Origin of the sequence: Actinomyces qiguomingii, assembly GCF_004102025.1 — a bacterium.
GTDB lineage: Bacteria > Actinomycetota > Actinomycetes > Actinomycetales > Actinomycetaceae > Actinomyces > Actinomyces qiguomingii.
Window position 1 is genome coordinate 2,147,455 of record NZ_CP025228.1, and the last position, 15,664, is coordinate 2,163,118.

Annotated in this window: 12 protein-coding genes; 3 read left to right on the top strand and 9 right to left on the bottom strand. The window is 66.9% G+C overall.

Translation table 11 applies throughout. The features are described from left to right. Positions 1 to 3 precede the first annotated feature (3 nt). Entirely contained in the window at positions 4 to 918 is a 915-nt protein-coding gene (locus CWT10_RS08845) for a lysophospholipid acyltransferase family protein (protein WP_103062713.1), read from the bottom strand. A gap of 223 nt (positions 919 to 1,141) precedes the next feature. Between CWT10_RS08845 and CWT10_RS08850 the strand changes: the two genes are divergently transcribed. Then, on the top strand, positions 1,142 to 2,782 hold the full coding sequence (locus tag CWT10_RS08850) for a DEDD exonuclease domain-containing protein (RefSeq protein ID WP_233188092.1): 1,641 nt from the start codon (positions 1,142 to 1,144) through the stop codon (positions 2,780 to 2,782). Between the two features lie 49 nt (positions 2,783 to 2,831). Here CWT10_RS08850 and CWT10_RS08855 read toward each other — a convergent pair whose 3' ends face one another. Next, positions 2,832 to 3,275: a DNA-binding transcriptional response regulator gene (locus CWT10_RS08855; RefSeq protein WP_103062712.1), complete on the bottom strand. Its 444-nt coding sequence runs from the start codon at positions 3,273 to 3,275 to the stop codon at positions 2,832 to 2,834. A gap of 185 nt (positions 3,276 to 3,460) precedes the next feature. On the opposite strand from CWT10_RS08855, the gene CWT10_RS08860 reads away from it, so the two are divergent. After that, entirely contained in the window at positions 3,461 to 4,108 is a 648-nt protein-coding gene (locus CWT10_RS08860; RefSeq protein WP_103062711.1) for a superoxide dismutase, read from the top strand. Positions 4,109 to 4,185: 77 nt separating this feature from the next. On the opposite strand, the gene CWT10_RS08865 is transcribed toward CWT10_RS08860, so the two are convergent. From CWT10_RS08865 to CWT10_RS17380, 4 genes are all read right to left on the bottom strand, one after another. Continuing rightward, on the bottom strand, positions 4,186 to 5,193 hold the full coding sequence (locus tag CWT10_RS08865) for an FKBP-type peptidyl-prolyl cis-trans isomerase (protein ID WP_158247621.1): 1,008 nt from the start codon (positions 5,191 to 5,193) through the stop codon (positions 4,186 to 4,188). A 146-nt stretch (positions 5,194 to 5,339) separates the two neighbouring features. Beyond that, complete coding sequence (locus tag CWT10_RS08870; protein WP_103062709.1) at positions 5,340 to 5,741, bottom strand: HesB/IscA family protein; 402 nt, start codon at positions 5,739 to 5,741, stop codon at positions 5,340 to 5,342. A gap of 136 nt (positions 5,742 to 5,877) precedes the next feature. Further along, positions 5,878 to 7,536 (bottom strand): ABC-F family ATP-binding cassette domain-containing protein, encoded by a 1,659-nt coding sequence (locus tag CWT10_RS08875; protein ID WP_174722000.1) that lies wholly within the window; start codon positions 7,534 to 7,536, stop codon positions 5,878 to 5,880. Positions 7,537 to 7,650: 114 nt separating this feature from the next. Continuing rightward, positions 7,651 to 8,418, bottom strand: coding sequence for a hypothetical protein (locus CWT10_RS17380; protein ID WP_233188091.1), 768 nt, complete (start codon positions 8,416 to 8,418; stop codon positions 7,651 to 7,653). 405 nt (positions 8,419 to 8,823) lie between these two features. On the opposite strand from CWT10_RS17380, the gene CWT10_RS08885 reads away from it, so the two are divergent. After that, positions 8,824 to 10,875, top strand: a complete 2,052-nt coding sequence (locus CWT10_RS08885) for a glucose PTS transporter subunit IIA (protein ID WP_103062708.1) — start codon at positions 8,824 to 8,826, stop codon at positions 10,873 to 10,875. Between the two features lie 161 nt (positions 10,876 to 11,036). Here the strand turns inward: CWT10_RS08885 and CWT10_RS08890 are convergent, their stop codons facing one another. The 3 genes from CWT10_RS08890 to CWT10_RS08900 are packed head-to-tail and all read right to left on the bottom strand — an operon-like array spanning position 11,037 to position 15,651. After that, positions 11,037 to 11,906: a TrmH family RNA methyltransferase gene (locus CWT10_RS08890; protein WP_103062707.1), complete on the bottom strand. Its 870-nt coding sequence runs from the start codon at positions 11,904 to 11,906 to the stop codon at positions 11,037 to 11,039. Further along, positions 11,903 to 13,897, bottom strand: a complete 1,995-nt coding sequence (locus CWT10_RS08895; protein WP_103062706.1) for an ABC transporter ATP-binding protein — start codon at positions 13,895 to 13,897, stop codon at positions 11,903 to 11,905. The genes CWT10_RS08890 and CWT10_RS08895 overlap by 4 nt, the downstream gene beginning before the upstream one ends. Next, positions 13,894 to 15,651, bottom strand: a complete 1,758-nt coding sequence (locus tag CWT10_RS08900) for an ABC transporter ATP-binding protein (RefSeq protein WP_103062705.1) — start codon at positions 15,649 to 15,651, stop codon at positions 13,894 to 13,896. Before CWT10_RS08900 ends, CWT10_RS08895 begins: the two co-directional genes overlap by 4 nt. Positions 15,652 to 15,664 lie beyond the last annotated feature (13 nt).

The window sequence follows — 15,664 nt, forward strand, 5'->3', positions numbered from 1 at the left end:
CTGTCAGTCGCCGTCAGAGCGCGACTCGGCATCCGGTTCGAAGCCCTCGTCACCCTCAGGCGCCCCCTCGGTGTCCTCCGCATCTTCTTCTTCCGCATCCTCCGGCTCCTCCGGTGGCTCGGGTACCTCGACGTCGGGGGCGGGCCGACCGCCGGGGGCCTCGACCGGGGCCGCGGAGGGCCGCTTGGCGGCAAGCTCCTCAAGCATCTCCTCGACAACCTCCGCGGCCGTCTTCTTCTCCGCGTCCATCGCCTTCTTCACGTCCGCGGCATACAGGTCCACGTACTCCTGACCGGACAGGGACATCAGCGCATACATGATCTCGTCGGTTATGGAGCGCAGCACGAAGCGGTCGTTCTCCAGGCCCTGGTAGCGGGAGAAGTCCAGTGGCTCACCAATGACGATGCCCACGCGGTGCCGGGTGGAGGGCACCACCTGCCCGATGGGTTGAGCGAGGTTGGAGCCGATCATGGCCACCGGAATCACCGGAGCACCGGTGGCCAGAGTGACTCTAGCCACCCCGGTCTTGCCGCGGTACAGACGTCCGTCGGGGCTGCGCGTGCCCTCGGGGTAGATGCCGAACAGCTCACCCGAACGCAAGCGGTCGATACCCGCCTGCAGAGCCGCCTGGGAGGCCTTGCCCCCGGAACGGTCCACAGGGATGGTGCCGACGGCGGTCATGAAGTTCTTCACCGCCCAACCCTTGACTCCCCTGCCGGTGAAGTAATCGGACTTGCCGATGAAGGCGACCTCACGATCCACCAGTAGCGGCAGGAAGAAGGAGTCGATTACCGCCAGATGGTTGGAGGCCAGGATGGCGGCGCCCTCGGCGGGGATATTCTCCTCGCCGCGGATCCAGGGCTGATAGAGCATCTCCATGGCCGGGCCGACGGCGGCCTTGATACCTCGGTACCCCAACGTGGGACCTCCTGTGCTGCGGCGGGCGAGACGTCGCCGGGCCGTCCGGGTACGCCCGCCGGGCGTGTCCGCGGCTGGATCGGCTGCTCATAGAGTCTAGCCTCGCGATGTGCCCTTAGAAGCGCTCTCGCCCCATCCGCCCGCAAGCACTGCACCCGGTGACGATGGCGGCCGCGGGCACACTGGGCCGGTACGGCGTCATATTCAGCCTTCTTTCGCGGATATGGGCACACCGCTGCGCGAGGTTACCTTCGTGGTCGTCGACCTGGAGACCACGGGCGGCGTTCCGGGTGCCCACGCCATCACCGAGATCGGTGCGGTGAAAGTGCGCGGCGGCGTGGTGGATTCGGAATACTCCACGCTCGTAAATCCCGGCGCCGCGATCCCCGCACAGATCACGCTCCTGACCGGCATCACCAATGCCATGGTGGCCGACGCCCCGCCGACCGAACAGGCGCTGGCGGCCTTCCTGCAATGGGCGGGGCTGCAGGAGCCGGCAACGGTGGCGGTGGCCCACAATGCCCGCTTCGATCTCGGCCACTTGCGCGGGGCGGCCCGCGCGTTGGGTCTGGACTGGCACGAACCGAGGGTGATCGACACCCTGGCTCTAGCCCGTAGGGCCTGGACCAGGACGGATGTGCCCAATCACAAGCTGGGCACCCTGGCGGCGTTCGTGGGTTCACCGACCTCGCCCGCCCACCGGGCCCTGGACGACGCCCGTGCCACCGTGCACGTGTTGCACGCCGCTCTTGAGGCGCTGGCGCCACTCGGTGTGACCCACCTGGAGGACCTGGCCACCGCCACCGACCCCGTGCCCGCATCCCGTCGGGTCAAGAGCCGACTCGCCGACGACCTGCCGGCCACTCCCGGCGTGTATCAGTTCCTATCCCCCGCCGGTCAGGTGCTGTACGTGGGCAGCGCCGTGAACCTGCATCGGCGGGTGCGCTCCTACTTCACGGCCGCGGAGAAACGCACCAAGGTGGCGCGCATGCTGGACACGGCCGTGGCGGTGCGGGTGATCGAAACGCCCACGGAGGTGGAGGCCCGCGTGCGCGAGTTGCGGCTGATTGCCGAACTCGACCCGCCGGTCAACCGACATTCTCGCTCACCACAGCGCCGCCCCTGGCTGCACCTGGTCAGATCCCCACGCCCGCGGCTGGCCCTGACCACCGTGCTGCCGCTCGAGGAGGCGAACAGCGCCGTCGGCCCCTTCCCCTCACGCAGCGCGGCCTTACAGGCGCAGCGGGCCGCCGAGTCGGTGCTGCGCCTGGATCCCTGGGACGGGCTCTCCAGCCACACGGTGCGTCGCGACGATTCCCCCGCCGACGCCGAGGTCGCCGCTCGGGCGCTGGCAGGGGAGATCGACCTGGTGGCCCTTCCGCTGCTGGAGCGGATAAATGCGCTGTCAGCTGCGCAGCGCTATGAGGAGGCGGGAATGTGGACCCGCCGGCTGCGGGCGCTGTTGCTGGGAGTGTGCCGGGCGGAGAAGATCCGGCCATTGCTGACCTGCCCGCAGCTGATGGCGGCCCGACGTCGCAGTGGTGGAGGCTGGGAGCTGGTGAACGTGCGTTGGGGACGTCTGGCCGGCTCGGCGATCACCCCGCCCGGCGCTGATCCGCGCCCCATGATTGCCACTGTGCGCGCCACCGCGCAGGTGGTGGATAGACCGGGACGTGTCGGAGCGGATACGAGTGTGGAGGAGACGGCGCTGCTGGCCGACTGGGTGCTTGACGCCGGAGCCCGGCTCGTGCAGGTCGAAGGGCTCGACGACGACGCGGGCTCAGCCTGTTCAAATCCGGTTTCGCTGTGCTGGCCGGTGGGGGCCGCCGCCCGCCACCGGCGGGTAATTGAGGCGGAGGTCTAGCTGCAAGTTGTGCATCCACGCGGCGCCGCCCCCGCGTGGTCGACTGGTCTCAGCCGGCTGGAGTCACCGAGCCACGGCGAGCACGTAGCGCCTTGGTCACGCCCTGTTGCAAAGTCTCCGGGTCCAATGGCCGCGGCACTACCACCTCCGCCTTGGACCAGGCCGCCAACCAATCGTCCTGCGGACGGGCGGTCAGCAGTACCACTGGGGGCCGCCGGTCCAATTCGGTGAACAACTCATGGGCCAGACCCATGCCGCCCAGTTTCTTCGTCTCGGCGTCCAGCACGAGAGCGGCGAAAGGGGCGTCACCGGCCTGCTGGCGGTCCTTGATGGCCAGGCGGACCCCGTCGGCGGTGGCCGCCTCGGTCCAGGACACCAGCGGCATGCCCTTGGCGGGGCGGCGTCCCACGCCGTCGATCACCTGTTTGCGCACGGTAGCGTCATCGGAGAAGACAAGGAGATCGAGGGTGGCGGGCTGCACCTGGTCGGTCATGGGGTCCTCCTGTGGGCGACGGGCTTTAGCGCTAAGTGTAATCGCGTCGCCTGGGCGCGCCCACTCTTCTTTGCGGACCGATCACCGTCTACCATGAATTCGGTCTAGGACTTCAGTCTCACACATGAGTCTGTGGCCTCGACCATCAGCACACACCACCGTATTCACCGCGAGGCAGGACCGCAATGACCGCACCGACGGACGCCACCACACCGCAGTACACGCTGCCAGAGCTCCCCTATGACTATGCAGCCCTGGAGCCGCACATCTCCGGACGCATCATGGAGCTGCATCACGACCGCCACCATGCCGCCTATGTCACCGGCGCCAACACCGCCCTGCAGCAGCTGGCCGCCGCGCGTGCCGACGGCGACTTCGCCGCCATCAACCTGTGGGAGAAGAACCTCGCCTTCAACCTCGGCGGGCACATCAACCACTCGATTTTCTGGAAGAACCTGTCTCCTAACGGCGGCGGCGAACCCGAGGGCGAGTTGGCGCAGGCCATCAAAGACTCCTTTGGCTCCTTCGCCGCCCTCAAGCAGCAGTTGAACGCCGCTGCACTGGGCATCCAAGGCTCCGGCTGGGCGGTGCTGGCCTACGATTCCGTTTCCGGGCGTCTGGTCACCTTCCAGTTGTTCGATCAGCAGGGCAACGTCCCTGTAGGCACGATCCCGCTGTTGCAGATCGACATGTGGGAGCACGCCTTCTACCTGGACTACCTCAACGTCAAGGCGGACTACCTGGCGGCCGTCTGGCAGGTGGTGAACTGGGAGGACGTCTCGCAGCGCCTGGCCGATGCCGTGGCCCGCACCGAAGCCCTGATCGTGCGCTGAGGCGCAGGCATAACCGGGGGGCGTGCGCGCCGTTGTCTTCGGCGTGCACGCCCCCGAATGTTATGGACGCCCGGGTCCTACAGCACTGCCGCCACGTCCACCACGAATGCAGTTGCGATGGTTCCCTGAGACTCATCGCCGGGAACAAGAATCACCACGCGGGACCCGACCGGAACGCCGACCAAGCCACCGATGATGGGCGAGTCCTGTGAGATCACAGTGGGCTGCGGCACTCCCTCCTCCCAGGAAGACTGGAAGGAGTCCGGATTGGTCCAGTTGACCGCCGCCGTCTCCAGCACCACGTAATCACCGTCTGCAATCGTCTCCCCGTTGCCACGGGCCGTCACCACAGTCTCCACCGCCGTGGGCTCGGCGGCGCCTTCGGCAACAGAGACCGTGGGCGCCGTCCCCAGATCGCCGGTGACTGTGACGCCGCGCTGTGCCAGCGTCTGCTCGGCTTGCGGATCGGCCACCGCATCCTTTGATGCCGCCTGCGCCCCTTCAGACGCCTCAGCGAGCTCGCTCTGGGTAAGCACGCGTTCGATCTCGACCACGAACACCAGCGGTCCGGAAGGAGAGTTCGGTGCTGCCGCGGGCTGGCCATAGGCCAGTTCCGCCGGAATCGCCAACTCCAGGCGGTCGCCGGCGCGGTGTCCGGTCAGGCCGCAGCGCCAGCCGGAGATCACCCCCTGCAGGCTGAACGGCGTCGCCTCTCCGCGGGCGTAAGAGGAATCAAATGTCTCGGTCGCCCCCCACTCCCAGCCGGCGTAGTTGGCCACAACGATGGAGTCCTCGGCGGCCTGCGTGCCCTCGCCCGCTTCAAGGGTCTTGACGGTCAGGTTCGCCGGTGCGTCTGCCTGACCCCAGGATATGGTCGGTTCGTTCCCGGCATCACCGGTGAGCGTGGGCAGGGAGTCGGCGTCGCTGTCAACGGTGAGCTTGGAACAGTCGACGTTGGTCAACACGGCAATGGGGGCATCGGCCGAGGCCGTTGCCGCAGCATCACCGGAAGAGTCGGAACAGCCCGTCAGCGCCAGGCAGGCGGAAAGGGCCAGTGCGGGCAGCACGGTCGCGGCACGGCGCAATCTTTTCTCCTTATGTGCTTGCGGATGCCGACGGGAGGGACGGGCTACGAGTGTCAGCCGCGCCACCCCGTCGCATTACAGAACCGACACCCGTAGGGGTCGGTGACAGGTGGGGCCGGTCAGCGCCCGGTTGGGCGCTCAATGGATCAGTGGAAGGACTCTCCGCAGGCGCAGGTACCCACCGCATTGGGGTTGTCGATGGTAAAACCCTGCTTCTCGATCGTGTCGGCGAAGTCGATGGTGGCGCCATTCAGGTAGGGCACGCTCATCCGGTCCACCACCACCTCCACGGACGCGAGTTCAGCGTCACCGGTAGCGAACGAGCGGATGGCGTCGCCATCAAGGACGCGCTCATCGAAGTAGAGCTGGTAGACCAGTCCGGAGCAGCCGCCCGGCTGCACGGCCACTCGCAGACGCAGGTCGTCACGCCCCTCCTGGGTCAGCAAGCCGGCCACCTTCGCAGCAGCGGCCTCGGTCAGCAGCACCTCGTGTGCGGGGGCTCCGGTTGTCGTGTCGCTAGAAGCGTCGGTCAGGGTGTTCTGAGCCATGTCTGTCTCCTCCTAATGGGTGCCTTGCACCGGGGCGAACACGCCGACGGTTCAGGATGTTCCCCTCACCTTACGTCCTACCGCCTGGTGGATGGGAACACCGCCAGCAGTGATCGCACTCACCGTCACATGCACGTCATGCTAGCGTAACCAGTTCCAGGTAGTCCTCGCTCCACAGGTCCTCGTCCCCATCGGGCAGCAGCAGCACCCGGTCCGGGTCCAGCGCCTTGACGGCTCCCTCATCGTGGGTGACCAGGACGACGGCGCCCGCGAAGGTGCTCAGGGCGCGCAGGACCTCCTGCCTACTGGCGGGGTCGAGGTTATTGGTGGGCTCGTCCAGTAACAGCACGTTGGCACTGGAAACCACTAGCAGTGCCAGCGCCAGGCGGGTCTTCTCCCCGCCGGACAGTACGTGGGCAGGTTTGTCGGCATCGGCTCCGGAGAATAGGAAGGAGCCCAGCACGCCGCGCACCTCGGTGTCGTCCAGGCCGGGGGCGGCGCCGCGCAGGTTCTCCACCACGGTGCGAGAGTCATCGATGGTCTCGTGCTCCTGGGCGTAGTAGCCGAGTTTCAGCCCGGTTCCGGCCACGACCTTCCCGGCGTCGGGTTCCTCGGTGCCGGACAGCAACCGCAGAAGCGTGGTCTTGCCGGCGCCGTTCAAGCCTAGGACCACCACGCGGCTGCCGCGGTCTATGGCCAGGTCGACTCCGGCGAAGACCTCCAGCGAGCCGTAGGCCTTGGACAGTCCGGCCGCGCGCAGCGGCACCTTGCCGCACGGGGCCGGATCGGGGAAGCGCAGGTGGGCCACCTTCTCCTGTGCGCGTTCGGCATCCAACCCCTCCATAAGGCGATCGGCGCGCTTGAGCATTTGCTGGGCGGCCACGGCCTTGGTGGCCTTGGCACGCATCTTCTCCCCCTGGGCACGCAGCGCCGCCGCCTTCTTCTCGGCGTTGGCACGCTCGCGCCGGCGTCGGTTCTCATCATCAGCGCGCTGCTTCAGGTAGGCGTCCCAGCCCAGGTGGTAGACATCCAGAACCCCGCGGCCGGCGTCCAGATACATGATCTGGTTGACCGTGTCGCGCAGCAGCTCCACGTCGTGGCTGATGACCACGAAACCGCCGGAGTAGCCGCGCAGGTGGTCGCGCAACCACAGGATTGAGTCGTGGTCCAGGTGGTTGGTGGGTTCGTCCAGCAGCAGCGTGTCGGGCCGTTGGAATAGCACCCGAGCCAGTTCGACGCGGCGCCGCTGCCCGCCGGACAGCGTGCCGATTGGCTGGTCGAGCACCCTGTCGGGAAGCCCCAGGGAGGCGCAGATGCGGGCGGCCTCGCTGGCGGCCGCGTAGCCGCCAGCCATGGTGAACTCATGGTCAAGCCGGGTGTACCGGTCCAGCGCCTTGGCCTGAGCGCCGCCCTGAGTGGTGGCGATCTTCTGCTCGGCCCGGCGGATGCGCGCCAGCAGCGCGTCGATGCCGCGGGCTGACAGGACCCGGTCACGCGTGATCTCGTTCAAGTCCCCCACACGGGTGTCCTGAGGCAGGTAGCCCACCGAGCCGTTGCAGGTGATTCGACCCTCGTGTTCGACGGCTTCCAAGCCGTGACGCTCGTCGGCGTCGGCCACGGCCCGGCTAGTGCCCTGCGCCACCGAGGCGGCAGCCAGAAGCTTGGTCATGGTGGTCTTGCCTGCCCCGTTGCGTCCAACCAGTCCGATGCGCATGCCCTTGTCCACCCGGAAGGTGGCTCCGGCTACCAGCTGCCGGGCGCCGATGCGCATGGTTAGGTCCTGGACGTTGATCACGATGCGCATGCTACGGGCATCCGGGTAGCCGCCGGTCCCTGCGAGCACGCGGCCGACCCGGTTGTCCGTCACATCGGTCCCGCCTAGGCGGGTGCCTTATCACCCGGCAGCACTTCAGTCCCACCACAGCCAGGCGCCCAGGGCACCGTGCGTCCAGTGGCGGCGCAGTGGTTTGAACTCGTCGGGACCGGCGTTGGCGTCCAAGTCGTAGCGCTCGGCCACACGGCTCCAAACCCGCTGTAGACCGTCCATCAGCGCCGCCAACTCCTCCGCTTCTAGGTCCTCACAGTCCTCGTAGTCCGCACCATCCTCGTAGACCTCATAGACCGCATGGTCCTGACACCCGCAGCAGCCTCGATAGCCCTCATCCTCACCGACTATCGCGTTGATGAGCGCTTCCAACAGATCCGGGTCCTCGATCCACAGACCCTCGACACTAACGCGCTCATCGGGACGCTGCGGGCCGATGCCGTAGCCGGACAGACGCACCCGACCGTTCGCGCGCACACAGGCGCGCAGCAAGGCCCCCAAGCTGGGACCGAGGTTCTGGCGGTCGCGCAGCTGCTCGGCGGGCAGAACCTCAAGCAGTCTTCGGGCAGTTGCAGGCCCGAGGTCGTGAAAGGGCGTGTAGTCATCCTGCGGAGTTCCTTCGGCAGTAATGATGCCGGCAGGTGCGAAGCCGAACTGCGCCGGGATTACAGTGGAGCGCAGATCGTCGCGGCAGTCGGCCAGGGCGTGCCACACGCCGGCGCGTACGGTCCACCCTCGGGGTCCATACAGGCCCTCCTCCTGATCCGGCTCCTGTACGAGCCCCGGGGCGGTGCGGGGCGGCATGCTTTGGCCTGTGGACACGCGGGGGGATGTGGATGACTGCGGGTTCATGAGTTTTCTCCTATGGTTGGCACCCTTGCCATACGCGCAGCTGAGGCACCGCGGTGCTGCTGGATGTGGTATCGGTGCTAGTCGGTACGACGGCGTCCTCGCCGTCGGCCATAGCGTGCGCCACAAGCGGACGGCCCCGCAGGCCTCCTGTGGATGCGAGTGGTACAGGGTGCGCCCAAGCAATGCGGTGGATACCGGCGCTCGCTCACAGCGCACCGCAGCGGGTTCGACTTAGCTGGTGTGTGCGGCGCGTTTCCCTTGATGATGCAGCAGCGAGGGTGAATATGTGCCGGATCACCCCCGAGGGCGCTACCCTGGCAGGCGGGGTCCTATGCAACCGGGCCCCCTCCAACCCAGCCCGCCCGCCCCGAACGTGTGGGGCCGGCGGCCGACGGTAAGGTCAACATGGCAACAACCACATCCGCTCCAGAAGCGATTCTCGAAGCCGTAGGCGGCCCCGAGAACATTGTCAACCTCACCCACTGCGCGACGCGCTTGCGCTTCGAGCTCCAGGACGCCTCCGTGGTCGACAAGGCCACGGTGGAGAAGATCCCCGGCGTGATGGGTGCGGTCCCGCAGGCGGGCGACCGCTACCAGATCATCATCGGCGGCGCCGTGCAGGGCGTGTACGACGAGATCATGAACCTGCCCGCCATGAAGGGCGGCGCAGGCGCCCGATCCGGTCAGTCCAACGCTGACGTCAAGGCCGCCGCCCGAGCTAAGGCCCGCGGCAAGAACGCCTTCGTGGACGCATTCTTCGAGTACCTGTCAGACTCCTTCCGGCCCCTGCTGCCGGTACTGCTGGGCACCTCCCTCATCATCGCCGGCGAGGCCATGGCCGAGGCCTTCGGGCTTATCGATACCCGCGCCGATGTCAAGCCCGCCTGGCTCGTCTTCGTAGACGCCATGTACCGCTCGGTGTTCTACTTCCTGCCGATCATGGTGGCCTACAACGCCTCCAAGAAGCTCCGGATCGATCCGTGGGTGGGCACGGCCGTCATGGCGGCCCTGATCACGCCCAACTTCATCGACATGAGCGATCTGACCAAGACCGCAGATGTCGTGTGCACCCACAACGATGTCCTCGACCGGGACTTCTGCACCGCCACTGTGTTCGGGCTGCCCATGCAGCTCAACGACTACGGCGGCCAGGTGTTCACACCGTTGATCATGGTGGCGCTGCTGGCGCCGCTGTACAAGGGGCTGACCCGCATCATCTCCCCGAACCTGCAGATGGTGTTCGTTCCCTTCCTGTCCTTTGTGATCATGATGCCGGTCACGGCCTTCCTCCTCGGCCCCATCGGCGTCTGGCTCGGTACCGCCCTGGGCACCGGCCTGGCATGGCTGAACAACACGGCTCCGATCATCTTCGCCATCATCATTCCGCTGTTGTATCCGTTCCTGGTGCCTTTGGGCCTGCACTGGCCTTTGAACGCCTTGATGCTGGCCAACATCGACTCCCTGGGGTACGACTTCATTCAGGGCCCCATGGGTGCCTGGAACTTCGCCTGCTTCGGCGCCACCGCAGCAGTTCTGGCCATCTCCATCCGGGATCGGGACAACGAGATGCGCCAGACGTCCTTCGGCGCCCTGGTGGCCGGCCTGTTCGGCGGTATCTCCGAGCCGAGCCTGTACGGTATTCACCTGCGCTTCAAGCGCATCTACCCGCGCATGCTGGTCGGCTGCGCCGTAGGTGGTCTCATCGTGGGCCTGGGCGGTGGCGTGGACGCGCGAACCTTCGCCTTCACCTCGCTGCTGACTATCCCGGTCTTCTCCCCCATGGCGCTGTACGCCATCGCGATCGCGGCGGCATTCTTCACCTCCTTCATCATCCTGTTCATCTCCGACTACCGCACGGCGGAGGAGAAGGCGGAGGCCCTTGCGGCCGCCGGTGGCGCGGTCGAGGCCTCCCCCGAGGAGACCGCCGCCGACCTGGCGCTGGAGGAGGCCGCCAAGGCCCAGGCCGAACAGCCCAAGCCGGCGCTGGTTGAGGGCACGGTCACCGAATTGGTCTCCCCCCTGCAGGGCACGGTGGTGCCTCTCAGCGAGGTTGCCGACCCGGTGTTCTCCGGCGGCGCCGTCGGCCAGGGCGTTGGCATAGAGCCCTCGGACCGGCAGATCGTGGTCACCGCCCCGGCGGCCGGCACGGTGGTAGTAGCTCCGGATTCCGGCCACGCCTACGGCATCAACCTGGACTCGGGCATCGAACTGCTCATTCACGTCGGCCTGGACACGGTCGAGATGGAGGGCAAGGGCTTTGAGGTCCTGGTCAAGCAGGGCGATCGCGTTGAGGCGGGTCAGGAGCTGGTCCGCGTCGACCGTGTGGCCGTGGAACAGGCCGGTCACCCGCTGACCACTCCGGTGCTGATCACCAACACGGCGGCCTTCGCCTCCGTGGAGGCGATCGCCTCCGGCGAGGTCGCCCCGGGCGACCCGCTGCTGCGACTCACCGCCTGAGCACGGCACCGCCCCACTTGTAAGGGCGATCCGCGACTGTCCGGGCACCGCTCAAGTGCCTGACGGCTGGTGGCCGGCACCCCCGGGGTGTCGGCCACCTTGCATTCATACCGGGCTTGTTCTACGGCCCCCAATCACTTGTGCCCGCACTCGTCGCAAAATTAAGGACATGCCCGTAGCTCCCAGAAGGCGACGGCGGCCGCCGCGGCCACGTTCAGGGAGTCCACTCCCCCAGCCATCGGGATGCGCACCACCGCGTCGGCGGTGGCGATGATGCGCCGGCTCAGACCATCGCCCTCGGTGCCCACCGCCACAGCCACCCGTCCGGACGGGTCGGTGCAGGCCGGTGAGGCCGCGAAGGCGTCCAAGCTGACCGAGTCGTCAGTCAGTGCCAGGGCCGCCACCGTCCAGCTAGCGGCGTGTAGTTCATCCAGGGCCGGCCAACGGTCAATGCGCGTCCACGGCACCTGGAAGACGGCGCCCATGGACACGCGCACGCTGCGCCGGTACAGCGGGTCCGCGCAGTGCGGAGTAACCAGCACGGCGTCGATCCCGAGGGCCGCGGCACTGCGGAAGACGGCGCCCACATTGGTGTGGTCCACCAGGTCCTCCAGGATGGCTATGCGCCGCGCCCCGGCCCCGCCGCGGGCCCCGGCCAGCAGCTCGGTGACGCCGGCCAGGGCGGGCCTATGCATGGCTGCCAGCGCGCCGCGGTGCAGGTGGAATCCGGTGAGGGTCTCCAGCGTCTCTTCCGGGGCGATGAACACCGGCACGTCGCCGCCGTCCTCGCGCCCGCCGCAGCCGGTGGCCGCCGCGATCACCGGGCGCATCTGCTCCAGGTGACGCGGCGCCATCAGGAAGGATCGCGGGGCGTGCCCCGCGGCCACCGCCCGGGTGATGACCTTGGTTGACTCGGCCATGTACAGGCCGCGCTCGGTCTCCAGTCGGCGCCGCAGGGCCACATCGGTAAGTCGCGTGTAGTCGACGAGCCGCTCATCGGCGTCGTCGAGATCCGCCAGGGGGACAATCACGAGCGAGTCTTGCCCTCGGTGTCCCGCCCCACCGCGGCCAGCAGCGGGTCGGCCACCACGGCGGCCTCCTCCTCCGCCTCGGGGCCGGAGAACTGGCTTTGGTACAGCTCGTAGTAGGCGCCGCGGGCAGACATCAGCTCCTCGTGGTTTCCCTGCTCGACTATGTCGCCGTGCTCCATCACCAAGATGGTGTCCGCGTCGCGGATGGTCGATAGGCGGTGGGCGATCACGAAGCTCGTGCGTCCGTGCCGCAGCTGCACCATAGCCTTTTGAACCAGCAGCTCGGTGCGCGTGTCCACCGAGGAGGTGGCCTCATCCAGAACCAGGATCTGGCGGTCGGCGAGAAAGGCGCGGGCAATGGTAATCAGCTGCTTCTCACCGGCCGATACCCCAGCCCCAGAGTCGTCGATGATTGTGTCATAGCCGTCGGGCAGGGAGCGCACAATGTGGTCCACGCTCGCGGCCCGGGCCGCCTCCCGCACCTGTTCATCAGTGGCGTGCTCGGCGCCGAAGGCGATGTTCTCGCCGATGGTGCCCTCGAACAGCCAGGTGTCCTGCAGTACCATGCCGATCTGCTCGCGCAGCTCGTCGCGGGACAGCTCCCGGGTGTCGACGCCGTCCAGGGTGATTGACCCGGCCTGCGGATCGTAGAAGCGCAGAAGCAGATTCACCATGGTGGTTTTGCCGGCGCCCGTCGGACCGACGATGGCGACGGTCTGGCCGGGCTCAACCTTGAGACTGAGGTCCGTGATCAGCTCCGTGTCGGGGCTGTAGGAGAACTTCACATGGTCGAAGACGACGCGGCCCGCCACCCGCTCGGGCAGGGCGGCGACGGCGACGTCGGTCTCCTCGGGGGCGTCCATAATCTCGAACAGCCGCTCGGCACTGGCCGCGCCCGACTGCAGCAGGTTGGCCATGGAGGCCAACTGGGTGATCGGCTGGGTGAACTGCTGGGAGTACTGGATGAAGGCCTGCACGTCCCCCAGCGTCATCTGTCCGCTGGTGATCCTGACGCCGCCAATGACCGCGATGATCACGAAGTTCAGGTTGGAGACCACGCGCATGGCCGGCTGAATAACGCCGGAGATCCACTGAGCCTTGTAAGACCCCTCGTACAGGCGGTTGTTCTCCTTCTCGAACAGCTCTTCGAAGGCCTGCTCGGAGTTGAACAGGGTTACCGCCTCATGGCCGGTAAAGGCCTCCTCAACCACCCCGGAAACGTCACCGGTGGCATCCCACTGCTCGGTGAAGTGGGGCTGGGCCCGTGAGGCAATAAGCAGCGTGATGATCAGCGCTACGGGCAGGGTAGCCAGCGACACCAGGGAAAGCTGCACCGAGACCGTCAGCATCATGGCGAATACGCCAATTACGGTGATGATCGAGTTCAGCGCCTGCGAGATGGTCTGCTGCAGGGTCTGGGTGATGTTGTCCACGTCATTGGTGACGCGGGAGAGCATATCGCCGCGCGAGCCGTGATCGATGTATGACAGCGGCACGCGGTCCAGTTTGGCCGATACCTCGGCACGCATACGCTGCCCCGTGCGCTGGACCACTCCGGCGAGAATGCGCCCCTGAATCCACAGGAACAGTGCGGACAGTCCGTACAGGGCCAGAGTCTGCAACAGGATCACCATAAGGGCGTGACTGTCCAGGCCCCGGCCCACCACCACGTCATAGGCGGAGAGCATATCCGCATAGGTGTCCCGATCCGCAGCCCGCAGCACCTGCTCGAGCTCTCTGCCACTAAGCCCCCGCGGCAGCCCGAAGGAGGCCAGCAGTCTGCCCAGCACGCCCTCGAAAATGACGTTGGTGGCGCGTGCCATCACTTTCGGGGCGGCCACGTTCAGGACGACGGCGGCGGCGGTCAGCACCATGACCGTGACCACGCGCAGCCGCTCCGGACGCAATTCGCGCAGCAGGCGCCTCCAGGTGCCGCGGAAGTCCTGTGCCTTCTGGTTAGGGGCCTGCCGGGGCCCGGGTCCGTGGCTCATGCGGCCTCCTCGGCGCTGATCTGGGACAGGACGATCTCCGTGTAGGTGGGACAGGAGTCCATGAGTTCGTCATGGGTACCGATTCCGACCACGTGTCCCTCATCGAGGACGACGATCTGATCGGCGTTGCGCACGGAGGCGACGCGCTGGGCCACGACCACGATCGTTGCGCCGCCGGTGGCTCGCGGCAGGCCCGCACGCAGGCGGGCATCGGTGGCGTAGTCGAGGGCGGAGAAGGAGTCATCGAAGACGTAAACGCCCGCCCGGCGCACCAGTGCCCGCGCGATGGCCAGGCGCTGACGCTGCCCGCCGGAGAAGTTCACACCGCCCTGGTCGACCTGGTGATCGAGCCCGTCATCCAATGCCTGCACGAAGCCGGCCGCCTGCGCGGCCTCAAGGGCGTCCCACAGTTCGGCATCGGTGGCGTCTTGACGTCCGTGCAGCAACGTGGAGCGGATGGTGCCGGAGAACAGGTAGGCCTTCTGCGGGACGGTCGCCACGTTCTCGCGCAGCTCGTGGGGTTCCAAGTCGCGCACGTCCACGCCGTCAATGCTCACCGATCCCTCGGTGACGTCCAGCAGGCGCGGCAGCAGATTGGCCAGGGTGGTCTTACCTGATCCGGTGGAGCCGATGAAAGCTGTGGTGGTGCCCGGCGCCATATCGAGGTTGATTTCGGCCAGCACCCGGGAGTCGGCGCCGGGGTAGCGGAAGGTGACATTGTCCAGGCTCACCCTACGACCGCGGCCACCACCCTCGGCCCCGCCGCGGGCGGGCAGATGGCGGGGCTCGGCCGGCGCCTTGATGGCCGGGTCCACGGCCATGACCTCCTGGAAACGGGTGGCGGCCACCTGGGCGCGCGGAAGGATGGTCACCAGCATGACGGCGATCATGACTGAGAAGAGGATCTGCATGATGTAGTTCAGGAAGGCGGTCAGGTCACCGACCTCCATCTGCCCGTCGTCGATCCGCTGCCCGCCGAACCACATCACACCAATGGAAGCCAGGTTCATGATCACCGTGACTGAGGGGAACAGCATGGCGAACAGCCGGCCGATGCGCAACGAGGTGTCAGTCAGCGCGTCATTGGCCTGGGCGAACACCTGACCGCGCTCCTTTTTCCGCACGAAAGCCCGGATCACGCGCACGCCCTGAATCTGCTCGCGCATGACAAGGTTGACGCGGTCAATGCGGGACTGCATCACCTGGAAGTGGGGCAGCAGCCGACTCATCAGGGCTCCGACCACCACCAGCAGAAGCGGGATAAGCACCAGCAGCAGTGCCGACAGGGGCACATCCACACGCAGGGCCATGACGGTGCCGCCAACCAGCATGATCGGCGCCATGAGCATTACGGTGCTGGCCATGAACACGACCATCTGCACCTGCTGAATGTCATTGGTGGAGCGGGTGATCAGCGACGGAGCTCCGAAGCGGGAGACTTCCTCAAGGTTAAAGCTCTGGACCTGGCTGAAGATGTCCCGGCGCATCTCACGGCCCAATCCCATGGCCGCCTTCGCCGCGAGATAGGTCCCCACTATGGCCACGACACCCTGAAGCACGGTGATGGCGAGCATCTGCCCGCCCAGGGCCCAGATCCTGTTCGTATCGCCTGTGATCACGCCGTCGTTGATGATGTCGGCGTTGAGCGTGGGCAGCGACAGCACGGCGATCGTCTCGATGATCTTAAGGAAGAAGACGATCGTCAACGGGACCGTGTACGGCCGCAGGTAGTGACGAAGTGTCTTGAGTAGCACCTTGTGAGGCTAC

Coding starts and splice junctions, on each gene's coding strand:
- CWT10_RS08850 (WP_233188092.1), top strand. CDS start 1,142: ATGGGCACACCGCTGCGCGAGGTTACCTTCGTGGTCGTCGACCTGGAG.
- CWT10_RS08855 (WP_103062712.1), bottom strand. CDS start 3,275: ATGACCGACCAGGTGCAGCCCGCCACCCTCGATCTCCTTGTCTTCTCC.
- CWT10_RS08860 (WP_103062711.1), top strand. CDS start 3,461: ATGACCGCACCGACGGACGCCACCACACCGCAGTACACGCTGCCAGAG.
- CWT10_RS08870 (WP_103062709.1), bottom strand. CDS start 5,741: ATGGCTCAGAACACCCTGACCGACGCTTCTAGCGACACGACAACCGGA.
- CWT10_RS17380 (WP_233188091.1), bottom strand. CDS start 8,418: ATGAACCCGCAGTCATCCACATCCCCCCGCGTGTCCACAGGCCAAAGC.
- CWT10_RS08885 (WP_103062708.1), top strand. CDS start 8,824: ATGGCAACAACCACATCCGCTCCAGAAGCGATTCTCGAAGCCGTAGGC.
- CWT10_RS08895 (WP_103062706.1), bottom strand. CDS start 13,897: ATGAGCCACGGACCCGGGCCCCGGCAGGCCCCTAACCAGAAGGCACAG.